This is a genomic window from Bradyrhizobium sp. CCGB20, assembly GCF_024199855.1.
Taxonomy (GTDB): Bacteria; Pseudomonadota; Alphaproteobacteria; order Rhizobiales; family Xanthobacteraceae; genus Bradyrhizobium.
In genome coordinates this window covers 1,885,554-1,902,593 of the sequence record NZ_JANADN010000001.1, presented here as the reverse complement: position 1 = coordinate 1,902,593, position 17,040 = coordinate 1,885,554, and the positions used below count along the sequence as shown (strand labels likewise).

At 58.0% G+C, this 17,040-nt stretch carries 13 protein-coding genes and 5 pseudogenes; 9 read left to right on the top strand and 9 right to left on the bottom strand.

The features are described 5' to 3' along the window. Positions 1-78 precede the first annotated feature (78 nt). The gene (locus NLM15_RS08705; RefSeq protein ID WP_254116530.1) at positions 79-750 is read left to right on the top strand and encodes a response regulator transcription factor; all 672 of its coding nucleotides are present in this window, start codon (positions 79-81) and stop codon (positions 748-750) included. Positions 751-844: 94 nt separating this feature from the next. After that, positions 845-1,225 (top strand): response regulator transcription factor, encoded by a 381-nt coding sequence (locus NLM15_RS08700; protein WP_375166938.1) that lies wholly within the window; start codon positions 845-847, stop codon positions 1,223-1,225. Between the two features lie 397 nt (positions 1,226-1,622). Here the strand turns inward: NLM15_RS08700 and NLM15_RS44000 are convergent, their stop codons facing one another. Then, positions 1,623-1,769, bottom strand: a complete 147-nt coding sequence (locus NLM15_RS44000) for a hypothetical protein (protein WP_375166830.1) — start codon at positions 1,767-1,769, stop codon at positions 1,623-1,625. Positions 1,770-1,862: 93 nt separating this feature from the next. On the opposite strand from NLM15_RS44000, the pseudogene NLM15_RS08695 reads away from it, so the two are divergent. Beyond that, a pseudogene (locus NLM15_RS08695) lies at positions 1,863-2,177 on the top strand (transposase); the annotation flags it as partial. A 1,651-nt stretch (positions 2,178-3,828) separates the two neighbouring features. Next, positions 3,829-4,359: a VirK family protein gene (locus NLM15_RS08690; RefSeq protein WP_254116528.1), complete on the top strand. Its 531-nt coding sequence runs from the start codon at positions 3,829-3,831 to the stop codon at positions 4,357-4,359. A gap of 534 nt (positions 4,360-4,893) precedes the next feature. On the opposite strand, the gene NLM15_RS43995 is transcribed toward NLM15_RS08690, so the two are convergent. After that, entirely contained in the window at positions 4,894-5,151 is a 258-nt protein-coding gene (locus NLM15_RS43995; RefSeq protein ID WP_375166937.1) for a gamma-glutamyltransferase, read from the bottom strand. Positions 5,152-5,784: 633 nt separating this feature from the next. Here NLM15_RS43995 and NLM15_RS08685 point away from each other — a divergent pair. From NLM15_RS08685 to NLM15_RS08670, 4 genes and pseudogenes are all read left to right on the top strand, one after another. Continuing rightward, on the top strand, positions 5,785-6,354 hold the full coding sequence (locus NLM15_RS08685) for a hypothetical protein (protein ID WP_254116527.1): 570 nt from the start codon (positions 5,785-5,787) through the stop codon (positions 6,352-6,354). 62 nt (positions 6,355-6,416) lie between these two features. After that, positions 6,417-6,968: pseudogene (locus NLM15_RS08680) on the top strand (S8 family serine peptidase); the annotation flags it as partial. Between the two features lie 24 nt (positions 6,969-6,992). Beyond that, positions 6,993-7,517: a S8 family serine peptidase gene (locus NLM15_RS08675; protein WP_254116526.1), complete on the top strand. Its 525-nt coding sequence runs from the start codon at positions 6,993-6,995 to the stop codon at positions 7,515-7,517. Beyond that, positions 7,468-7,929, top strand: coding sequence for a hypothetical protein (locus NLM15_RS08670; protein ID WP_254116525.1), 462 nt, complete (start codon positions 7,468-7,470; stop codon positions 7,927-7,929). Before NLM15_RS08675 ends, NLM15_RS08670 begins: the two co-directional genes overlap by 50 nt. 218 nt (positions 7,930-8,147) lie before the next feature. Here the strand turns inward: NLM15_RS08670 and NLM15_RS08665 are convergent, their stop codons facing one another. From NLM15_RS08665 to NLM15_RS08655, 3 genes are read right to left on the bottom strand one after another with little or no spacing between them, the layout of a single operon-like run. Beyond that, positions 8,148-9,161 (bottom strand): Ldh family oxidoreductase, encoded by a 1,014-nt coding sequence (locus NLM15_RS08665; protein WP_254116524.1) that lies wholly within the window; start codon positions 9,159-9,161, stop codon positions 8,148-8,150. A 13-nt stretch (positions 9,162-9,174) separates the two neighbouring features. Next, on the bottom strand, positions 9,175-9,783 hold the full coding sequence (locus NLM15_RS08660; protein WP_254116523.1) for a 3-keto-5-aminohexanoate cleavage protein: 609 nt from the start codon (positions 9,781-9,783) through the stop codon (positions 9,175-9,177). Next, on the bottom strand, positions 9,762-9,992 hold the full coding sequence (locus NLM15_RS08655; protein WP_254124187.1) for a 3-keto-5-aminohexanoate cleavage protein: 231 nt from the start codon (positions 9,990-9,992) through the stop codon (positions 9,762-9,764). Before NLM15_RS08655 ends, NLM15_RS08660 begins: the two co-directional genes overlap by 22 nt. A gap of 595 nt (positions 9,993-10,587) precedes the next feature. On the opposite strand from NLM15_RS08655, the pseudogene eno reads away from it, so the two are divergent. Further along, positions 10,588-11,878, top strand: a pseudogene (eno, locus tag NLM15_RS08650) (phosphopyruvate hydratase). Between the two features lie 802 nt (positions 11,879-12,680). On the opposite strand, the pseudogene glcF reads toward eno, so the two are convergent. The 4 genes and pseudogenes from glcF to NLM15_RS08630 form a co-directional block, all read right to left on the bottom strand. Beyond that, positions 12,681-14,040: pseudogene (gene glcF, locus NLM15_RS08645) on the bottom strand (glycolate oxidase subunit GlcF). Positions 14,041-14,042: 2 nt separating this feature from the next. Beyond that, positions 14,043-15,227 (bottom strand): FAD-binding protein, encoded by a 1,185-nt coding sequence (locus tag NLM15_RS08640; protein ID WP_254116522.1) that lies wholly within the window; start codon positions 15,225-15,227, stop codon positions 14,043-14,045. Then, positions 15,227-15,958: pseudogene (locus tag NLM15_RS08635) on the bottom strand (FAD-binding oxidoreductase); the annotation flags it as partial. The pseudogene NLM15_RS08635 and the gene NLM15_RS08640, both read right to left, overlap by 1 nt. Before the next feature lie 129 nt (positions 15,959-16,087). After that, positions 16,088-16,960, bottom strand: a complete 873-nt coding sequence (locus NLM15_RS08630) for a dihydrodipicolinate synthase family protein (RefSeq protein ID WP_254116521.1) — start codon at positions 16,958-16,960, stop codon at positions 16,088-16,090. Between the last annotated feature and the right edge of the window lie 80 nt (positions 16,961-17,040).

Below are 17,040 nucleotides of genomic sequence, written 5' to 3'. Positions count from 1 at the left end.
ACCTTTCTTTGCACTTTCTAACCGGAGATTTGGCGTGACATTTCAGATTATCGTGCGCCTGCATCCAGAGGATGCATCATGAGGGAGCTCTCGCAAGACATGCGATCGCGCACAGGTCCTGATGAAGCGATTGTCTTGGTCGTCGACGACGACGCTTCTATGCGGCAGGCGCTCACAAATCTCTTTGAATCGGTCGGGCTTCAGGTCGAGGCTTTCGGCTCGGCGGCGGAGATTTTGCAAGCCAACCCGCCCAAGGCGGCGAGTTGCCTCGTGCTGGACATCCGTCTGCCGGGATTGAGCGGCCTCGAGCTTCAGTCCGATCTTGCCAAGGCTAATATCCACACACCCATTATCTTTATCACAGGTCACGGCGACATTCCCATGACCGTCCAGGCCATGAAGAGTGGTGCGGTGGACTTCCTGACCAAGCCGGTGCGCGAGCAGGACTTACTCGACGCGGTCCAAGCCGCAATCGAACGAGATCGCAAGCGACGCGATCTCGAGAAAACGGTCTCCGAGTTGCGATCCCGCTTCGAAAGTCTGACGTCGCGCGAGCGCGACATTTTGTCACTTGTCGCATCCGGCCTATTGAACAAGCAAGTGGCGGGCGAGCTTGGCCTTGCGGAAATTACGGTCAAGATCTATCGCGGGCAAGTCATGCGCAAAATGGGCGCGAAATCGTTGGCCGATCTCATAAAAATGAGTGAAGCGCTCGGAATTTCCCGTCCAAAAGGGGACGTACAAACCTAAGTATGATTTTCAATCCTGCGCCGCGCCCCCAACTTAAAATTTGCAGCCGCAACCGCGGCAAGCAGTTCCCCGATCGGCAGTCATCATCTTGTCAATGCCTTCCGTTATCTCGATCGTCGACGACGACCCATCAGTTCGCAACGCAACAAACAACCTTCTGACGTCGTACGGGTACATCGTCCACACCTTTGTCTCCGCTGATGAATTTCTCAACTCGGCGGAATTGCGCGATACTTCCTGCGTGATCACCGATGTCCAGATGCCGTGCATGAACGGACTTGATTTTCTCGGGCATATGCGCAGCCTCGGCCATAACGCGCCTTTCATATTTATCACGGCCTTCCCCAATGAAGCAGTCCGTGCTCGCGCCATCAAGGCGGGCGCGATCAGTTTTCTTGCAAAACCGTTTACCACGCCAACGTTGATCACATGCTTGAAGATTGCGCTGGAGGGACCGAACGGTACATGCGGATAACGGCTCAGCCGCGTCAACCACCATGCCAAGTCCAAGCCTATTTTGAAACCAGCGCCCTGACCACCGCCAGATTTGCGATGACCATCCGGTTGCGCAGCCATCGCGACCAGTGAGATCGGACAAAGATATTGAGCGTATCGCCGACCGAGGGCGAACGAGAGCCCATGGCGCGCCCCAAACTCCCATTTTCTCAGACGATCTCCGCTATCAAGAGTCCAATTTGAGAGGCCCGGATGCACCTCAGCCCGACTAGCCCACGAGGCTTACATCGCATCTCTTGCGCTGAGAAACGGAACCGTCTGATCTTGTAAGCAAGCATCAATTGCAAAATCGGAAACGACAATCCAGACGCGGGACGGATTTGGGCCCTCCACCGAATGGCACGTGGCATCTTCTGTCAAGGTCGAAGGTTCATTAAACCTGTCCGGCAAGAACACATCAGGACGATCCCAGCCAATGAGTATGTACAAACCATCACCGCGCTCCCCTGAGGAATCCTTATTTCGTTGATGAGATGATCCTTTCGTAAGCGCCTGCCTTGCATCCACGCGGGAGGATAAAGCCGCAAATTTTCCATCAAGGCTCTTCGAAGCTTGGGGAACGATCAAATTGCGAAAATCAGACTCAGGGTCGGCTGCCGTGGGGCGGCGCTGATCCGCCAGGCGTCGCCTACGTCTACGCTCCCGATCGCAAAGCCGACCGACCGATCGCCCATCTGGCAGGCTTCAAGGGAATCCTGCAGGACGGATATGCCGGCTACGCCAAGCTCGCCGAGCGGGGCGAGATTGCGCTTGCTTTCTGGGCGCATATGCGGCGTAACTTCTACGAACTCGCTACCCTTGGCCCGGCGCCGATTGCCAGTGAGGCGCTGAAGCACATCGCCGCGCTTTACGCCATCGAGAAGGACATCCGCGGCTGCAGTGCCGAGGAGCGGCGCCTCATCCGACAGCAAAGTCTACTCGGTCCTGTAGTTTGAGGTCGCCTAATTTGCCGCAAAGGACGTCCAATTCCAGTCACCCAATTCATTCCAGAAAAGCCAATGAGCAACCGTGCGGTTAGCAAGTCTCTGAGACGTAACGCAGAGGTCGCTTCCTCACCCTGCCGTCAAGGGGCAGGGCGAGGTCAGCGGTACTGCAGTTTCGGCCCTGTTTAAACCGCAGTAGTGCACCTGGTTTCTTCAAGACGGTTAGGCCGCTCTTGCCGCAACTTTGGCATCCTGCGGAGTGGCTCCAAAACGACCGCCGGTCGAAGAGCCACAAACTTCTTTTGACTTGGTCTTTTCTTCGCTGGGCATCGGCGCGTTCTCGCCCCCAGCCCAGCATCCTGTCGAACTGCTCATGTTCAGCTCCTTCCATTGGCCTCCATTGGCCTCGTGTGTGAACGAGCAAGCGTCGTGCCAGCGCACCTCGCCAGCATAAGGGCGTGATTGCGCTTCGATAGCTCGCAATCGCGGGCGACGTCTTAGATCTCACACTTTGTGCGCCCCTGTCAGACTCCGGACGGAGCTGGTGCAGCCGGCTCCTTGTCGTACAGACGTAAGCCCAGGCTGAATTCCGCTCCGGCCCAAGGCTTTCTTCCCGCCCAAAACTTCGCTCCGGCCCGGGAACAAGAGCTCACAATCTCCTTTTCGAAGAGTTGGCCACCCGATCGCCTGGCCTGTCTGCCCGAGTCCCCTTTTCAAGCAACGATCATGCCATTCAAGGAGACCGCAGCACTGTCGAGCTCGAAGGAGGTCGGCTGACCGGGGCTGGTCGAGTTGGGCGCGTGGGACCAGCAGCAGGATCGATTTTCAATTGGCTGATCGATGCTCGATTCCAGGCGATATCTTTCGCCACATCTGCCCTGTCTCATCCGTTGCTTGCACTCGTTGCCGTCATCTAAGCACGGCACTCATCTTTGCTAGACGGAAAACACAAACGAACTCCCAGCCTACAACTTCACCCTGCGTACGATTCAAGCCACATCGTAAGCCATGCTGGCATGAGATAGTTGCAGTAGCTGCAGCGTCAGCTTGCTTGCTACATTCAAGTTACATCACCACCCCTCCCGGTGATGTAGGGGCGGACTCGGCGCATCCCCCGATCCAGTCGTCGGTGCCGCCCCGCTCAATCTTAGCGACCGACCATCAGTAGGACGATGCGACACCCGGCCGCCGCGGCTGCGAGGCTCCAGGCGGCATCTTTTGGGTGTACGCATGCGCAACCTATGCTCGTACGATGACCAGCATATCTGTACCGGGCGAAGCGATGGATGAAGTCAGATGGAGCCTTTAGCCACGCGCAGTTATCCAATTCCGCTGTGCGCGTGTGTGAGTGCGAGACATGAGCCGTGGCGCGGGACGTGCGGACCCATTGCTTACAGGCATTTTTTGGAAGCCCTTCCTGAGACCTGGGCAACTCCGCCTGCATTCATCTCAAGCAACCGGTCTTGTTAGTTTACCAACCGACGATTGACAGCGCGAGCCCGGAAGCAGCAGAGAGGATATCACAAATCCTGACATCACTTCGGAAATCCTTACGTACGAGGTTGTGACGTTAGGTTAGTCTCCCAACCATTTACGAGCAGTTGCGGCACATGCTCTTGTCCAAAACCGAACGTGCCTGATGTCGTCAATCCGCGAACTGGTTGCGAACACGACATCAGGCACGTTCGGTTTGCGCGGCGCGCGATCTTTTGAAGGAGAAGACCGTATGCAGTTCAGTGGCAGACGACTGTCGTTCCTGCTGTCGTCGTTGCTCTTGGCAGCAAGCGCGAGCACGATCGTTAACGCCGATGAGCCCTCACCGAAATATGCCGAGGTGCTCGGCGCCCTGCAGGCCGGCAAGAACGTGAAGCTCATACTGGACCTCAGCCATTGTACCACAATCGACGGCAGCAAGCCCGGGCCGGCCGTGCAGGGCGGATTGGTTCTCAGCGCCTTCAGGGTGAGCGCTCAGCACGGCATCAGCTTCGCCAATGCGCATCAAACCGTGGACACCTCGGGACACCCTGTTACGGAATACATTCGGCACAGTCTGAACCGCGAAGGCAAGCTCACCGTGCGAGCCTCCAGGCTAGCGGCCGGGGCGACCGAAGTCGTGAACCAGGGAGATTTCGTCTGCGAACTGCCGGAGGGCGCGAAGTTTGTCTGGTAGTCCCACGAAGAATTCGCATGACCGCGGGTGCGGTTTTGCTATCTCTGATCCCAAAGGCGAATTGGACTTATATAAAAGCCACAGATTGCAGCGATCGTACGACAGCCGGTTGGCTTCTGTCCGTCTCTTGGGAGTTCGTCGACACGGAAAATTTGCTTCAGATGTTGAAGCGCCATCTTACGGAGGTAGAGCTGCGCGCCGAAATAATTTGTGGCGCGCTTATTTGCGTTATCGCGAGGAGCTCCTGGAAATAAGGGCTTGAAGCCCCACTGCCGGAGCGATGGAAGGTCAACGCAGCTCTACGTCGAAAGTCACTCCCCTGGGACTGATGTTGCCGCGCCCGGTTTTTTGCAAGCGCATCGAGTAGTCTTGTTAGCGCAATTACTCATGATACGGGAGTTGCTGGCCGAGGGCGCTGCTACCATTTGTGATTGCTCCAACACACCTGACGCTGCTCGACATCGAGGATTAGTTTTCGGCAGCCCATCGTTTGATCCGACAACAGGAAAGGACAAGGAATTTTCTGCTTTGATCTCAATAGCCCATGGCAATACCGTCCCGACGGGGGTCAGCTCCACCTCTGAGAAGTCCACGTTTTCGGTCGGTCCATATCGCCTGCGCAGTTCCGAGTGGATTTGGCGCCCGCTTGGGAAGATGGCCCAAGGCAAGAAGTCCCTTAATAACCGCAGCCGGAACTGTCCTTCGACCTTCCAGCACATAGCTGCGAGCGAAGATCCGCGGTTGGTCGATGGCTTCCTGCACTGACATTTTGTGATCGAGTAGCGTTGTCACCACATTTTTCGAAAGGATCGCCCGGCAAGAAGAGATGCCTGAGTCGAAATGACTCACTCAGGGGCGATAACGGCAGGCGCCTTTGCATAGGCGAACGTGCTGTGTCCGCACGGGCGCGGAAGCGATGAAGTCAGGGAAGGCACGGAACGGTTTCATCAGGATCGATGAGGGTGGAGGGGGAGGACCTCGCAGCCGACGCCACGAGTGACCTCTTAGAACATGCACCTTTGGCGAGTTGCGCGAGGCTGCAACCATTAGTAGTTTGGGAGAGCAAAACGGTTACTGACCAAACTCATTCGAAGAAGGTCGATGCCTACATCTAGCAACCGCAGGTCCATCCCCTTCCTAGGAGCTCGAAAGCTTGCCTGACCGCTATCGGCGGAAGTGGATGAGCTGCAAGCGCGATTGAGCGCTGAGGAAGCAAAGACGCAAAAGCTTGCCGAAATTGGGCGCAGCTTGGTTGCGGATGCGAAGGCAATCCAGGCAGAACGTGATCACGCGCTGTCGCAACTTGCTGCACTAGGCGAACTGTAATCTTGGAACTAGAAAAGCGAAAGGAAGAGGCGCAAGCTGAAATCACGAAGTTAGACGCGCTTAAGCGAGGAGGAATGGGTTAAAGTTGGTCTCACGGTTTTGGCCAACGAGCCGGGCCAAACGCTCATCCTTTTCGCCGACGACGTTGAACTCAGGGCGTTCCAAGAGAGGGTCACAGCCTATAATGGCGAGAAAGCGGAAAACCAGAAGAACCAACCCTGCGCGGCGCTAATTAAAGCCATTGAAGCCGTCCGGACAATCAACGCAGCGGACCGAATTGGCCCGGTGCTGCGGCGAGAGGGCTATGACAACTCGGACGACATTCCGGAACCGGTTGAATCTTACGATGTCGAGCTTTGGCCCGTTTCCGACTTCACCGCCGATCTGTTTATCCATCGCGTCATCCTAGGTCAGCAAGGAGGAACTCTAGTTAGCTCCTACCGGGGAAACTCTGCGCTTCTGATGCGCGTGCAAGCCTCGGGCCCCTGCATCCGCTCTCTCTTAGAGTTGCCTGAGGTCGCCGCGATTGATCGCCCTCCAACTCCGGACTGGCCCGAGCTTCCCGCCGGCGAGATCGAGCCGAAAGTAGCTGCCGCCGACCGAGACGCTTTGACCATCGCGGTGATCGATAGCGGCCTGACATCCGCTCATCCGTTGATCGCGGGTTAGTGGGTAGCGGCATTTGGCGAGCCGGCAGCCCTAGGCGATAGCGATGAGAAGGGCGCCACGGCACTCCGGCCTCGGGCATCGCGATCTATGGGAACATTCGCCAGCGGCTGTCAGAGGCACCCTTTCAGCCGAAATTCCGCATCGCCAGCGCACGAGTTGTAAACGCAGAAGGACGCTTCGACGACGAAGAACTCGTTCCAACTCAAATGGAAAACTCCATTCGCAGGCTGCATGATGAGTTCGGCTGTCGTGTTATCAACATATCATTAGGCGGTATCAAGCGCCCGGTAGGTGCGAAGCCCAGCGCATGGGCATCCACTTTGGATTCTCTTGCCCGAGAACTGGACATCCTAATTGTCGTCTCGGCCGGCAACACGTCGGGCGGCTATCTCGCGTCGCTTGGCGACGGTATCGTTGCGACTTATCCGGACTTCCTGCCTAACGACGCAAATCGCATTCTCGAACCATCGAGCGCAGTCAATGTGCTTACGGTCGGATCAATCGCCCATTCAAATGGCCTTTCTGCAATTGATGTAGATAACGTGGGTGTTCGCTCCATCGCCGAACCCTATCAACCATTCACCGTTCACTCGCGCGGGCCCTGGCGCCAATAAGGTTCCTCAAGCCGGACCTGGTTGATGTCGGCGGAACAGCGATCTTCGATGGTCCGACCCAACGTCTTCAAAGTGGGTCTAGGCGAGCCAGCGCGGGTTTCAACGCACCACGAGTATTTACAACAGCTCCTGAAATATCATTCGGGAACCTCGTTCGCCGCTCCGCTCATTAGCTACAAGGCTGCGATGCCATTCGAGAATTTTCCCGACGCATCGGCAAACCTCATAAGAGCGCTACTCGCTTTGAGCGCCGAACATCCCGGCTCTGCCATCGATTGCCTGAGAAATGATGATGACGCAATCTACAACCTTCTAGGTTACGGCCTGCCCGATGTGGCAAGAGCGCTTGAATCCGAAGACAATCATGTGATCATGTTTGCGGAGGACACTCTGGCAGCGGACGAGTTCGCAGTATACGAGGTCCCTACCGCTCTCATCGAGCGACGCTTCGCGGGCAACTTCCGCGTGACGCCGCAGGAACCCCCGCTCGCGCTGATCAGTGTCGACAACGCCCTGGGCCCGTCAGGCAATCGAGGATACGGGGTTTGAGCGCATCATCGAGGCAGGACTGGGCAAGGGACCGCAGGATTGTCTCGGAATCGACCTGCACACGATTCCGGCCGCGCGCGGCGCAAGCACCATCTGGCAGAGCACCGCCACGGGGGAGGCCGAAATCTCGCAGCCTGCCTATCGCCGGTTGCTCGCGGAACGTGGTGACCAGTGCGGCACCGTTCGCCTTGCGGGCCGAAGCATTGGGGCGCCGTTCGTCGGTGCGGTTGCCGCAACCCTCGTGGTCGCGGAGTTCATGCGCCTTGCGATGGGCGCGCGCCGGTACGAGGTCATCTCGTGCCACTTGCGCGATCTCGGCAACCGTACCGTCATCCAGGGCGCGGCGTGGACACCCTACAATCCTGGCACCGTCGCCCTTGATGGCCTGCCCCCGCGTCCCGAACGCAAATAGCAAACGAAAACATCAACAAAAACAATGAAGTTCGCTCACCATTGACCACCTTTAACGCCGTTTGTTTACGGGGTTTCGGTGGTCAATCGGTGGTCAGTAACGGCTTGCTCATATTGATGAAGAGCCGTCTAACTGCGCCAAAGTCCAAGCGTTATCACGCCCCACGGCTATGCTTCAGCTTCAGAGGAACGTGGTACTGAGCCGCGATCGAAGAAAGTTTAGCGGCCAAGGCGGCCGATAGGAACGCCATCGGCCAAGTTGACCAATTTGGCCAAGTACTCTTGCTCTCCCGGCAGAAAGACCTGCTCCGAGCCAGGCGCCCTTCTTACGCCCTTGATGTCGTCGATGCCCTTCCGCATACGAGCCGCATATGAAGCCTGTTCGTCGAATGCTGCAACGGGCAACACGCCGAACAGATGTCCGCTGTTTTGCGGCTCGCTGGTTTTCTCGTAGAGATCACCCACGTCCCGGCCGAAGAAGGCGCCCGACAGCATGGTGCTTAGAAGCCCGACCGTAAGGGTAAGAGCATATCCCTTCGGACCACCAACCGGAACCACGACTCCCTTCAATGCCTCCGCTGCATTGGTGGTTGGCAGGCCGTCGGGACCAGTGGCCCAACCGACGGGAATAGGTTTTCCCTCTTTGGCGGCAACGATTATCTTGCCTCGCGCAGCTACGCTGCACGCCATGTCCAGAACAATCGGAAAGTCGCCGGGCGCAGGAAAGGCGACGGCTAATGGGTTGTTGCCAAGGACAGCTTCTGCGCCGCCCCAGGGCGCCATGTGATCGATGGCGCCGATCGTGAATACAAGTCCTATCATCCCGTTTCGAGCGGCCATCTCGGCATAGTAGGCGGCTGCTCCGAAATGGTTGCTATTGCGAACAGCGACGAAGACGCAGTCCCCGTCGGACGCTTTCTTGATTGCGACCTCCATTGCACGGACGCCCACGAGATGTCCGAGACCATTGTGGCCCTCGACTACGGCAGTCGTGCGCGTTTGGCGTACGGTGATAATGTCCGGCCGGGCATTAGTTCCACCATCTATCAGCCGCTTGATGTAGATAGGGAGGCGGACTACGCCATGGGACCCGACGCCTCGAAGATCAGCCGCGATCAAATTGTCAGCGACAATCTTCGCATCATCGCGCGGAACACCAAGCTTAGTCAGTACGCCGATGCAGAAGTCGTTCAGCGCTGGCTCCGGGATTCGGATGAGGTTATTTTCGTCCATCCTATTCAAGCCTCTACTCACGTAGCCCAAACATCGCTCTAGTCTCCGCTGGTGTCGCGATCTCGCGTCCCATGGCGCGCGCCAAGCGCACAATCTCCCGCACCACCTCGCCGTTATCGGGGGTGCCAAGCTCTGGCCAGCCATAATCTCCGAGGCCGACCGCAACGTGTCCGCCGAGCTCAATCGAGGCTGCAGCTGGCCCCATGGGATTTCCGATCTTGTTGCAAACGGTCCACTCGATGGGCGCCTTCGGTAGGAAGTCGAGATGCGCCATCAAGCCCTTGATGGTGCCTGGATGGCCGCCGAAGATCCCCTGATCGGTGAGCTCGAACATGAAGTAAGCCGGTTCGTCCACAAGACCCATTTCGCAAAGCGCCTCGAAGCCGCGTGTAAATGCGACCGTCCAGCTCACAAACTGCGGCTTGACACCAAGCTCTGGCAAGCGCTTGGCGAAAGCGATTATCGTCGCGGTGTCGTTGCGATATGTCTGCGTATCCGTGACGTAGCGACGCTCGCTTGCATCATAGCGATCGATGTTGGTGTTACCCGTATCGATTGGCGCAAGATCCAGTCGCGTAGCGGGATCGCGTGCAAGTTGCTCTATGTGCTCGAGCCGCGCCATCGTGTCTGCTGAGTTGGATATCTGGCCCAAGTAGGAAAGACGAGGCATTCGCACCGGGCACGGATAGCTCGAATCGCCTCATGGCGCGTGCCATCGGAGTTGCGCGCATGAAAATGAACTATGCTCGCGCCCGCCTCACATGCTTCTGCGGCTTCGACGCCAATTTCGTTTGGTGTGTAAGGGACATGAGGGTTCGCGGTACGCGGCATGTACTCGATAATGCGAGCTTCGATGATGAGTTTCTTGGGCTGCAACTAACCCTCCCTTAGGCCGCTTTGACATGACTGTTATACTGGAGCGCCGTGAACACTTCTCGAATTTAGTCTGTGAGTTTTATTCACGGTCATCTGACAAGAAATCGATTGTCATCCCGCTTGTTGCGCATGACAAAATCTTCTGAAATCCGTCAGCGTGCTACTGCGCGAAATGCGTGCGGCGAACTCGTGCGCTTTTTGATCGAGCTGTTAGCGAGACATTTCGAGGTTCGGATTGACCGTGACGGCGAGCGGCTCAGTTAGCACGCAGCGATGCTGGCTGCTCGCCCGGCGCGGATTGGCTTAATCGGCTCGACCCGATCTACGAGTGGCACCTGACTATTCTTATGCCCGACGAACGCTGCTACCGGAACTCGATAGGGACCGAACTGCGTGGAGAAATCCAGAGACACTTCAGGCCGCATTCCATTCGGCCTTGCTGGGTAACGAAGCGTTGCACGTTGCAGGATGCCGAGCGAACCGGCGCACGCATGAGCCGGCCAAACAATTTCAACCCTCTGGTCGAACAGACCTAAGAAGGAGATGAGCGATGACCATCATCGACCGTGTGCGCGCACAGGAGATTTTCGATAGCCGAGGGAATCCGACGGTCGAAGTCGACGGTCCTCAAAAGCGGCGCGCGCGGGCGGGCCGCCGTTCCCTCGGGAGCGTCTACAGGCACGCGAGAAGCTGTCGAACTGCGGGACGGCGATAGGCGCCGATTTAGCGGTAAGGGTGTCCTGAATGCAGTAGCAGCCGTGAATGGGGAGATAGCCGACGCGCTCCAGAACCACAACGTGCTCGACCAGATCGCGACCGACCGCATCCTTCGTGAACTCGATGGCAGCGACAACAAGAGTCGCCTGGGGACCAACGCAATCCTCGGCGTCAGCCTAGCATGTGCAAAGGCCGCTGCAGATGAGTTGGGCGAGCCGCTGTGGCGATACGTGGGCGGCGTTGGAGCCCGCGTGTTGCCTCTGCCGATGATGAACGTCATCAATGGCGGCGCCCACGTGGACAACGCCATCGACTTTCAGGAATTCATGATAATGCCAGTCGGCGCTGAGACATTCTCGGACAGCCTGCGCATTGGCGCTGAAATCTTTCATAGCCTCAAGAAGGCGCTGAAAGATGCGGGTCATAATACGAACGTAGGCGATGAGGGCGGCTTCGCACCCGATCTGTCAAGCACCGATCAGGCGCTTGCATTTCTAGTCAAGGCCGTGGAGGCGGCGGGCTTTCGGGTTGGTGACGAGGTGGTGTTTGCCCTCGACGCGGCCTCGAGCGAGCTTTTCAAGAATGGCCGCTATGAGCTCTCCGGCGAAGGTCGAACGATGGATGCGGCTGGCATGGTGCGGCTCTACGAGGAACTGTGCGCCCGTTATCCAATCGTGTCGATCGAAGACGGCATGGCCGAAAATGATTGGGAGGGATGGCTAGCTCTCACCGGCTCGCTCGGATCAAAAGTGCAGCTCGTAGGTGACGACCTGTTTGTGACTAACCGGGCTATGTTGGAGCAGGGCATCGCGCAAGGAGTAGCTAACGCGCTCCTTGTTAAGGTCAATCAGATCGGGACCTTGATGGAGACGCTTGATGCGGTTGAGACCGCCCATCGCGCCGGCTACGCCTGCGTGATGTCACATTGTTCCGGCGAAACGGAGGACGCTACCATAGCTGATCTGGCGATAGCGACGAACTGCGGTCAGATCAAGACCGGCTCCCTTTCGCGTTCGGATCGTCTGGCCAAGTATAACCAGCTCCTGCGGATTGAGCGGGAGTTGGGTCAAAGCGCCCGTTTCCTTGGCCGATCGGCCCTTGCAACCCGCTCGGCCTCGAATTAGAGGTTTGCGCACTTCTATGTCATCAAACTAGGTGGGTGTCTTTGAATGACGCAATACCGCCCGGTGATGCTCGTGATCTTCAAGCATGAGGTTGACGGAGGAGTCAGCCGACGAAGCCGTCGGGCAAGCGCACAGCCAATTTCGAGGGCTTCCGTCGCTCGTACGCTACACTTTCCTTCGCACGGAACGGACTGGCGGCTTGCCCGCCGGGCCGATGGAAATTCCGAGGTCACGGTCGGGAGCGATGAATTTGTCCGAGACGCCTCTCCCATAGGTCTGAGCGATTCTGCACGGACACCCGGGAAGATCGGCCCTTTGCCTTCGGCTAGAGCGGCGACTTTCTCGATCCTCCATGGCATAGTGTCGACCTGGCAGCCAGACTAGCCGCATCGCTGAGGGGACTGCGCCGCAGGAGGCGCGTTCCTGGTAGCGGCCGACCACGGCAATTGTGAGCTAATGCGTCCATCCGTCAATGATGGTCGCTGCTTCGCAGATAAGGATAGCTTACGAGAGCTCCGAGGAGACAGGGCCGAACCGTTTCTCCAGATGCGGTCTGCAGCACTAGCTTCGTGAGCGGCCGTGTTGGCTCGATGATATCGACGATCTGGTGGCGGACGGGGTGCTCTCCTGACCCGTGACAATAATCATAGGCGTGACCGATATGCGCATTGTCTGTGCCGATGGAAAATGTCAGCGTCGTGGATGCGCGGTGCGAAATGTACAAGCCAGTCAGCCAGTAAGCGCCATAGATGCGATCCAACACGAAGCTTGGGAAAGGACTAAGAACTCCGACGTTTGATTGTCAGTGTGATCGGGGAAGCGCTAATGCGCCCTCTGAACCTCGCCCGCCTCTCAGTTCGGCGGACAAGGACTTCGGCGCTGGCCCTCCGGTCGCCCAATCGAGCAGTTCGACAGTATGGAAGATCGGTATGCCGGCGCTATCGCCGATCTGCGATGCAGCCGATGTTGCCTGTCGCGATCAGGTCTGGATCTACACGCCGGATGTTTGCCATTTTTCGTTCACCGAGACGTTTCGCGATGTCGGGCTGAAGAATGTTGTAGGTCCCCGCCGACCCGCAGCAGATGTGTCCCTCTGGGATATCCTTCACCGTAAAGCCGGCCCGTTTAAGCAACGCCTTCGGATCCTCAGTGTTTTTCTGCCCATGCTGCATCGAACAAGCCGAATGGTAAGCGACGACGAGATCACGCGTTTCTGACGAGAAGCGCAGTTTCATGGGCGAAAGGAATTCGGTGATATCTCGCGCGATTGCGGAAACCCGACGTGCCTTCTCTGCATAGACGGGATCGTCACGGAACATGTAGCCATAATCCTTGATCGCCGTTCCGCATCCGGACGTCGTTATGATGATCGCGTCCAGACCTTTGCCATCCATCTCCGTGATCCACGCGTCGATGTTTTTCTTTGCAAGCTTGTGCGATTCGCGTTCGCGTCCGAGATGATGGACCAGAGCGCCGCAGCATCCCTCACCCTTGGCCTGCACAACTTCGACGCCATGGCGGGTCAGGAGCCGGATGGTCGCCTCGTTAAAGTCGGGTCGTAGTACGGGCTGCGCACAACCGCCGAGAATTGCAACACGGCTGCGCTTCTCGCCTATCGCCGGAAAAACACCAGGCCTTTCCGAGGCGGACCGAGGCGGCACATGAGGCGGCGCGAGATCGAGCATCGCGACAAGCCGATTTCCAACATGCGGCAAACCGGCCAAAACATTCTTCAACGGCCGGACCATCTGCGCCGCAGTTATCGCAGCACGGAAGCGATGCGGATACGGAAGGATCAATGCGAGCATGGCCCGGACGAGCCGGTCGTGCAGGGGCCGCCGGTACGTCTCTTCAATGTAGGCCCGCGCGTGATCGATAAGGTGCATGTAATGCACGCCAGACGGACAGGTGGTCATACATGATAGGCACGATAGACAGCGGTCGACATGCTTGACGACAGGAGCCGTCGCCGGTTTGCTGCCTTCCAGCATGTCCTTGATCTGGTAGATGCGCCCGCGAGGACTGTCGAGCTCATCACCAAGCAGCAGATATGTCGGGCACTTCGCGGTGCAGAAGCCGCAATGGACGCAGCTCCGCAGAATCTTTTCCGATGCTTTTGTCGCGGGGTTCTGCAGTTGTTCGGCGGTAAAAGTCGTTTGCATCGTTACAACTCGGGGAACATTCGGCCAGGATTGAATATGCCAGCCGGATCGAGAGAGGTTTTCAACCCGGCCTGAAGCCGCGCGACGGCTTCGACCGGCAGATCAAATATATCGACCGCAGCACGGACTTCTTCGGGTGTGCGCACGAGGGTGGCATGTCCACCGGCTTTCCGGATCGCCCCACGAATTGTCGCTGCACCGGCGGAGTCGGCAGTTGGGCACGCCAGCCAGATCAATCCACCGCCCCAGTCAAAGAACCACCCGGCCTCGACAGCCCGAGCAATGCGCGCCGCGACATCAGGACCTTTGCTCGGCGCGGTCGAGATGCGCCAGATTGCGGCATCGCGCGGCTCGGCGAGGACTGTTGCATCGCGAATCGCCTGCCAAAGACCCCTCCCGGTGTCGTCGGCAAGCACCTCGGCCGCGCCGAACCGCTTCAGGAGCGACAGCAGTTCACCGAGGCGATATTCAACCGACTCGGGGAAGCCCTCGACCCGGACCAACGTACGCGCGCCGCCACCGACTACCGCGGGCAGGTGCGCCGCACCGCTGACATCATAGGGCGCGCCGAGCGCCGCCGACAGCGCCGCGATGGCGGTTTGATCCGAGAGGTCCGCCAAGCACAATGTTGCGCAACGTGGCGCGCTCGGGACGACCTTGAATGTGACTTCGGTCAGGAAGCCAAGGGTAGCATACGCGCCGACCATGATTTTGACCAGGTCAAGGCCGGTCACGTTCTTCATCACACGGCCGCCGGATTTGATCGCCTCGCCGCGCCCGTTGACGAACCGCAGCCCGAGCGAACTATCGCGAGCCGCTCCACAAGCGATTCGACGTGGTCCCGACAGGTTCATCGCGGCGACCGCCCCGATCGTCGGTTCACCGTCACAGCCCAGCAGCGGGCGGTAGTCGAGAGGTTCGAAAGCCAGCTCTTGCCGATGCTCCGCGAGCAGCCGAACGATCTCGCTGAGAGAGGCGCCAGGCTCAGCGGAAATCACGAATTCCGCCGGCTCATAGAGCGTGACTCTTGTCATTTGCGATGACGAAAGGATCGAATCGAATTGCGCCGGCCTGCCGAAAGCGCGCTTTGTCCCACTGCCCTGAATCGCCAGCTGAGTACGCCGCGCAGACGCTTCTCTAACGATTTCACAGACATCAGCCTCCGACGTTGGAGTGTAGCGTGTCATTCCTCGCTCGTATCGAACCCGAACAGAACTGGCTTAGCGCCTTCCGCTGCACAACGAATCCGCAGGACGGCTTCGGTGACTACGCCGAGTTGGCCTTCCGATCCGACGATTAGGCCGAGGAGGTCATAGCCAGCACTGTCGAGGTGCTCGCCGCCAATCTCAACGATCGTTCCGTCTAGCAGGACGAGCGTCACGCCGAGGACGTTGTTGGTCGTCACGCCGAATTTCAAGCAATGCGCCCCACCCGAATTCATGCCGATGTTGCCACCTATTGTGCAGGCGAGCTGGCTCGATGGGTCGGGTGCATAGAAAAAGCCTTTGTGCGCAACCGCCTGGCTCACCGCAAGGTTAGTTACGCCCGCCTGCACTCGGGCGGTCCGGTTCACGAAATCGACATCCAAGATCTCATTCATCTTCGATACGGCGAGAACGATCGCATCCTCCTGCGGAATCGCACCGCCTGCGAGCGATGTACCGGCGCCGCGCGGAACAACCCTCACGTGATTTCGCGCACAGAATTTCAGGACGGCGGACACCTCCGCCGTGGTCGACGGCAGCACAACCGCAAGCGGCACGCGCCGATAAGCTGTAAGCGCGTCGGTCTCGAAGGCGCGGCGTTCGTCTTCGGACACGATGAGCGCTTGCGGGGCAACGAGTTGGCCAAGACCGGTCAGAATTTCGTCGCGGCGGCCGAGTACGGTCTCGTCAGGTATTGGGAATGCAATCGGCATGGCTCTTCCTTCACTCAGCCTCGGCTAAATTGGTCTTTCGCTGCCATCGGCCAAGCGGGTTCTCGCCATACCAAAACACGAGAGCGAGCGAATACGCCGATCAGGCACTACCGACGGCTCGTCGCCAATTTAGTTCAGCTCTGGCAGTGCAGCTTCCAAGGCCTTTGCTTGGTCTGCACTCAGTGAAGCCAAAGGGGGCTGCAAGCGTCTCCAGAACGGATCCGCATGAACGAGTGAAACTGCCCATTTGACTGCAGGTACAAGGGGAAACCTCGACAGAGTTTCGCGGATCGCCATGGCCTTGTCGCCCGCACGTCTGCCTGCGTCAGTTCCCCTCGTTCTCCAAGCCTCCTGCGCCAGAGCGCCACTCACATTGGTGGTAGCGGAAATGCACCCGGCAAACCCATGCTCGTTCGCTGACGAAAGAGTTCCTTCAGAGCAGGGAAAAACATCGATTCCCGGCAGACGCCTCGCCAGCTCTCTGGAGTATGCTAGATCGCCGGACGAATCTTTCACGCCTCTCAAAACGTTTGGATTCTTCAGCTTGACGCGTTCCACGATGTCGATCGTGTACGGCACACCTGAGAACTGCGGAATATGATAGAGGTAGAGCCTCGTTTGCTTCAAACCTGCTTCATCGATGATCTTTTGCACGTAATTCACGACGGCGTTCTCAGTTATGCCCTTGTAATAAAAGGGCGGCACGAGGAGCGCACCTGCGAAACCCATATCCTCGGCGGCTCTTGTAAGAGCAATAGCATCGTCAACTGCCGCCGCGCCCGTACCAACCATAAACCGGGACATCGGCAATCCCGCCTTCGATACGTGGGACATCGCCTCCACGCGCTGTTGCAATGCGAACGATGTCGCTTCCCCGGTCGTGCCAAGGAGATTGACTGCGTCGCATCCGCCCGATTCGAGCAACCATCTGCAATGCTCGATCAATCGAGGTTGATCGATTTGCCTCCTAGATCCGATTGGCGTTGCAGCAGCCGCAATCACTCCAGCTCATGCTTTCAACCTCCAATAAGACCAACCTGCAGGAACAAGCAGGTTGGTCACAGGCTGCCGGCGTTTCCAAC

Bases quoted from the DNA above. Each gene is read 5' to 3' on its own strand.
- NLM15_RS08705 (WP_254116530.1), top strand. From the start codon at position 79: ATGAGGGAGCTCTCGCAAGACATGCGATCGCGCACAGGTCCTGATGAA.
- NLM15_RS08700 (WP_375166938.1), top strand. From the start codon at position 845: ATGCCTTCCGTTATCTCGATCGTCGACGACGACCCATCAGTTCGCAAC.
- NLM15_RS44000 (WP_375166830.1), bottom strand. From the start codon at position 1,769: ATGCAAGGCAGGCGCTTACGAAAGGATCATCTCATCAACGAAATAAGG.
- NLM15_RS08690 (WP_254116528.1), top strand. From the start codon at position 3,829: ATGTCGTCAATCCGCGAACTGGTTGCGAACACGACATCAGGCACGTTC.
- NLM15_RS08675 (WP_254116526.1), top strand. From the start codon at position 6,993: ATGTCGGCGGAACAGCGATCTTCGATGGTCCGACCCAACGTCTTCAAA.
- NLM15_RS08665 (WP_254116524.1), bottom strand. From the start codon at position 9,161: ATGGACGAAAATAACCTCATCCGAATCCCGGAGCCAGCGCTGAACGAC.
- NLM15_RS08660 (WP_254116523.1), bottom strand. From the start codon at position 9,783: ATGGCGCGGCTCGAGCACATAGAGCAACTTGCACGCGATCCCGCTACG.
- NLM15_RS08655 (WP_254124187.1), bottom strand. From the start codon at position 9,992: ATGCCGCGTACCGCGAACCCTCATGTCCCTTACACACCAAACGAAATT.
- NLM15_RS08640 (WP_254116522.1), bottom strand. From the start codon at position 15,227: ATGACACGCTACACTCCAACGTCGGAGGCTGATGTCTGTGAAATCGTT.